Below are 5,000 nucleotides of genomic sequence, written 5' to 3'. Positions count from 1 at the left end.
ATACTCCTTGGATTTAATTTTTTGGTCCTTACATACAGTTCATTTATTATTTGGCTGATTACCACTTCCTATTTCGTGTATTTCCCACAATTGTACCGGACAGGGAATTTCACAGGCTTTCTTTTTATGCCTATGATGTACCTCTATATCCGGCTCGTAGTGTCAGGAAAAAAACTTCAATGGGTAGATGCTTTGCACCTGATAATTCCTTTGATTTTTATAGTGGATTATTGGCCTGTCCTGATGCTTGATACAAATGATAAATTGGCGCTTATCCAATCTGAAATCTCTAACCCTGCCTTATTTACTGCTTTTAGCCAATCCCGCTTTTTTCCTCCAAACTTCTACACCCCATTTAGATCTGTGGTGTTATCGATCTATTGGATTCTGTCAGTTTATTGGGTAAGGCAGGCAATCAGGAAGAATGAAAAGGAGGTATTTGCCAAAGAATGGCTTACCTGGATTAAAGTTTTTTTGGTATTGGAATTTTTTGTTTTCTTTCCGTTTTTCATGCTTTTCTGGACTGTAGGGCCAATCACAGGCTTCCATTTGATCCACATTAATATTGTTATCCTCAATTTGGGTACCGGATTATCGCTTATGTTTTTTCCAAAAATCCTTTATGGCTTGGACAAAGAGAAGTTTGAGCAACAACTCCAAAAACGTAAATCAAAAATAGAGATTTTGGAAAATCTCTCGGCAGAAAAAACCGCAGAAATAGAAAATAAATTAAATCTGATCCTTGGGCATCAAAAAAAATATTTGAAGCATGGTTATTCCATTCATGACCTGTCAGGCGATACCGGGATACCTACCTATCTTTTGACCATGTATATCAACAAGGTTTTGGATACTACTTTTTCCGATCTCATCAATCAAAAAAGGATAGAAGAATGCTGTGAATTGATGTCTTCTCAAAAATACGCCCATTTGGCAATTGAAGGATTTGCTGATTTATGCGGATTCAATAATCGGAATTCATTCTCATTGGCTTTCAAGAAGTTTAAGGATATGTCTCCCTCTGCCTATTACAAAATCAATTCAGTAAAATAATCCCTCATTTCAGATTCTTTCCCAAGATATTTTGGAATGACCATTTTCGTAAAAAGTAATTTGCATGTACGCAATGATGCCAAAAGTATGATAATTCAATAAAAATCTTGGCTAAACACTGAGATACCCTGTTCTTCAGTCTTCCGACTTCTGTCTTCCGTCCTGTCTGCAGTATTATAATGGGTTACTAGCAAAGAAGATGACGTCTATTCTAAGTCCTTCCAAATTCGCCAAATTGAGTTTACTTAAGCTTTTTTACAACAGGTTTATCCATGGAAATTTTTTAAAACATTCATTTTAATTTTCCATCATTTTGCAAAATTTCGATGGTTTCGTATGGAATTAGGCTAACTTAGTAATGTGTTACCCGGCTATTGACTTGTTTTATGGAAATAAATGCAATAAACCTGTTCTTCCTTTTTTCAATGTTTATTGGTTCTTTGGTAGGCTTGGTTCTGATTTATTTTGGTTTTAAAAAAAACCGGGCCAACGTCCTGCTCGGGTTTAATTTTTTGTTGCTTACCTACATGTCATTTATAATTTGGCTTCTTACTTCAGGATATTTCTTTCATTTCCCGTTTTTTTACAGAACAGGGAATTTAGCCGGATTTCTGTTTATGCCTTTGATGTACTTATATATTCGAATGGTATTGACAGGAAAAGGTTTAAAGTGGATGGACTTAATCCACCTTTTGCCTTTCTTGATTATTCTGGTAGATTTTTGGCCGATTTTTATGCTTAGCAATGATGAAAAAATCCTGTTAATCCAATCAGAAGTATCCAATCCGGTATTGTATACAAGTTACAATCAAAGCCGTTTTTTTCCACCGAATTTCTATACCCCATTTAGATCCCTTGTATTGGCATTTTATTGGGTGATTTCTGCCATCATGGTATGGAAAAATGCAAAGAAACAGGATTTAAGAGGTTTTGCCAAAGAGTGGTTTGTGTGGATTAAGATATTTTTGGGATTGGAACTCTTGGTTTTTTTTCCATTCCTTTTGTTGTTTTGGGCCATTGAACCTTTGACAAACTTTTTATTGGTTCATCTGACTATAGTACTACTTACTTTTATTACCAGTCTTGCTTTGATTTTTTTTCCAAAAATCCTATATGGAATGGATCAGAATCTTTTTGAGGAAAAGGCCATTAAAATAAAATCGGAAAAGACAGAGCAGTTATCAGATCAAAAAATCAAAGAAATTGAAGAAAAATTGGATAAGGTATTAAATAAGGATAAAAAATTTCTCCAACACGGTTACTCCATCCAATCTTTAGCAGAAGACACAAATGTCCCGGTATATTTGTTGAGACTCTATATCAATTCTCATCTCAAAACCAATTTTTCTGATTTTATCAATGAGAGAAGGATAGAGGATTCCTGCAACTTGATTGAATCCGGGAAATTTGAGCACCTTTCTTTGGTGGGGCTTGCAGAATTGTCCGGATTCAATAATAGAAATTCTTTCACTTTGGCTTTTCAAAAGTTCAAAAATGTTTCTCCCTCAGCCTATATCAAATCTGTTAAAGGAAAGGAATAGATTGAATATGGCCAATTTTGTTTAAAGATTGGCATTTAAGTGACTCCAACTTGCCTTTTCACTTTTATCCTTAGTAAATTTATGTGTTAACTAAATCCAAAAACTTATATGAAATTTATGGGCATGAACCGAGTTTGCAAAACTTTACTGATTCCATTTTTGATGGTTATATTGTTTAGCCAGGTCAGTTGTAATAACCAGAATACCGAAACTTCAGATACCGGAACTTCAGGGTCAGATTTATCGGTAAGCGACCACTTCGATCCAAAAGGAAAAGGTCCTTCCAAACATACCTTGGCGATTTGGGAAAATTGGAAGAAATCTTTACCCTTTGATGACAAGCGCGACTTTGAAGAGCAACAAAAGGGATTTATCGCTGCACCGGATTTTAGACAGATTAAAGATGCTGAAGGAAATGTTATTTGGGATATTGGCAGGTACGATTTCCTTTTGAAAGAGCAGGAATATCAAACAATACATCCTTCTCTTCAACGTATTGCCACCCTAAATATGGGATATGGCTTGTATAAAGTCACTGATGGGATTTATCAGGTTCGCGGGTTTGATTTATCGAATATGACCTTGATTGAGGGAAAAACCGGTTGGATCCTTCTTGATGTTTTGATTTCGCGTGAAACAGCCGCCGCAGCATTGAAATTTGCCAATGAGCAATTGGGTGAAAGACCCGTAAGTGCAGTTATTTATTCTCACTCACATGTCGACCATTTTGGCGGCGTAAGAGGTGTGATCAATGAGGAGGATGTATTTTCAGGGAAGGTTAAAGTTATTGCCCCTGAAGGACTTATGAATTTTGCAGTATCTGAAAATGTGATCGCAGGTAATGCCATGAACAGAAGGTTGTTTTATCAATATGGTGTGCTGTTGCCTGTTAGTCCATATGGCCACGTCGATCAGGCTCTTGCTAAAAATGCTTCAAGAGGTATGGTAGGTCTTATAGCACCTACCATTTCTATCAGCAAACCTGTTGAAGAGCATACCATCGATGGAATCAGGATGATATTTCATAATACGCCAAATACTGAGGCTCCTGTAGAGATGAATACTTATTTTCCTGATAAAAAAGCATTGTGGATGGCTGAGAACGTTACAGCCACCATCCACAACATTTATACCTTAAGGGGAGCTTTGGTACGGGATGCATTGACTTGGTCCAAAAAAATATCTGAGGCACTCTATATGTTTGGAGTGGACGCAGATGTAATGTTTGCCTCACACCATTGGCCTAGATGGGGCAATGAGCGTGTCCAGGAAGTACTCCGGGCACAACGTGATACTTATGGCCATATCCATAATACAGTATTGAACCTTGCAAATCAAGGCGTGACTGTGAACGAAGTTCATAATGTATACGAAGTACCTGCCAGCTTACAGAAGCAGTGGTCGGTAAGGTCTTATCATGGTTCAGTAGAGCATAACAGCCGCGCGATTATCAACAGGTATTTGGGATATTGGGATGCCAATCCACTTACTTTGATACCTATGCCTGAAAGGGAGTCGGCGCCATTGTATGTCGAAATGATGGGTGGTGCAGGACCGATTATTGAAAAGGGCCGGGAGCTTTTCGAAGAGGGTAAGTATAAGCTTGCCTCTGAAATTTTGAATAAATTGGTATTTGCAGAACCGTCGAACCAAGAAGCCAAAGACCTTTTGGCTGATTGTTATGAGCAGATTGGATATCAGCAAGAGAGTACAAGTGTCAGGAACAGTTTCTTGGCAGGTGCTTATGAACTTCGAAACGGTATCCCCGGTGGAGCGCAACCTTCATCTGTTACACCTGATGTAATTCGTGCCATGAGCACTGAAACCTGGCTGGATTTCTTGGGAGTAAAACTCAACAGTAAAAAAGCTGAAGGAAAATCATTTAAAATGAATATCATCACTCCTGACAACAATGAGAAATACTTGGTAGAGCTAAGTAATTCTACATTGTCAAATTTAAAAGGATTTACAGCAAAGAATGCAGATCTCACACTGACCTTGAACAGGTCCGATCTGAATTTGGCAATGATGGGGGTAAAAACCTTTGAAGAACTATTGAAGGAAGGTAAAGCGAAAGTCGAAGGAAATCCACAGATTTTGGCGGATTTGGTGGGAATGCTGGACGAATTTGATTCACGCTTTGAAATCCTGCCAGGTACAAAAAAAGAAAAGTACCAAGCACCTAATGCCGATGGTGGATTTGATGCACCTGCCTACATAGAAGATTGATTTTTGAATTTTCTTTCAACCTACATATCCCTAAAGAGGTAAATTGATTTCCTGAAATGAATCCCGGTTCATTTTATGAAATCAGTTTGTACCGTGCTATATTTTTCTTGCAATGATTCCTTTAATAGGTGCAATACACGGTATAACCTCTGAGATATCATGCTTATATTCATGTGT

The 5,000-nt window shown here is 37.6% G+C and carries 3 protein-coding genes; all 3 read left to right on the top strand.

The window, feature by feature from the left end:
- Positions 1 to 1,053, top strand: a 1,053-nt coding sequence (locus ACZFYI_RS15585; protein WP_462525053.1) for a helix-turn-helix domain-containing protein, incomplete at its 5' end; no start/stop codon positions are given.
- Between the two features lie 527 nt (positions 1,054 to 1,580).
- Positions 1,581 to 2,594 carry a helix-turn-helix domain-containing protein gene (locus ACZFYI_RS15580; RefSeq protein ID WP_462525052.1) on the top strand — a complete coding sequence of 338 codons (1,014 nt, stop codon included), beginning with the start codon at positions 1,581 to 1,583 and terminating at the stop codon, positions 2,592 to 2,594.
- Positions 2,595 to 2,717: 123 nt separating this feature from the next.
- Positions 2,718 to 4,823 (top strand): alkyl/aryl-sulfatase, encoded by a 2,106-nt coding sequence (locus ACZFYI_RS15575; RefSeq protein ID WP_462525051.1) that lies wholly within the window; start codon positions 2,718 to 2,720, stop codon positions 4,821 to 4,823.
- The last annotated feature ends 177 nt before the right edge of the window (positions 4,824 to 5,000 follow it).

This window comes from Aquiflexum sp. (genome assembly GCF_977115555.1).
The sequence above is the reverse complement of the archived record's forward strand: the minus strand, read 5'-3'. Positions and strand labels throughout refer to the sequence as shown.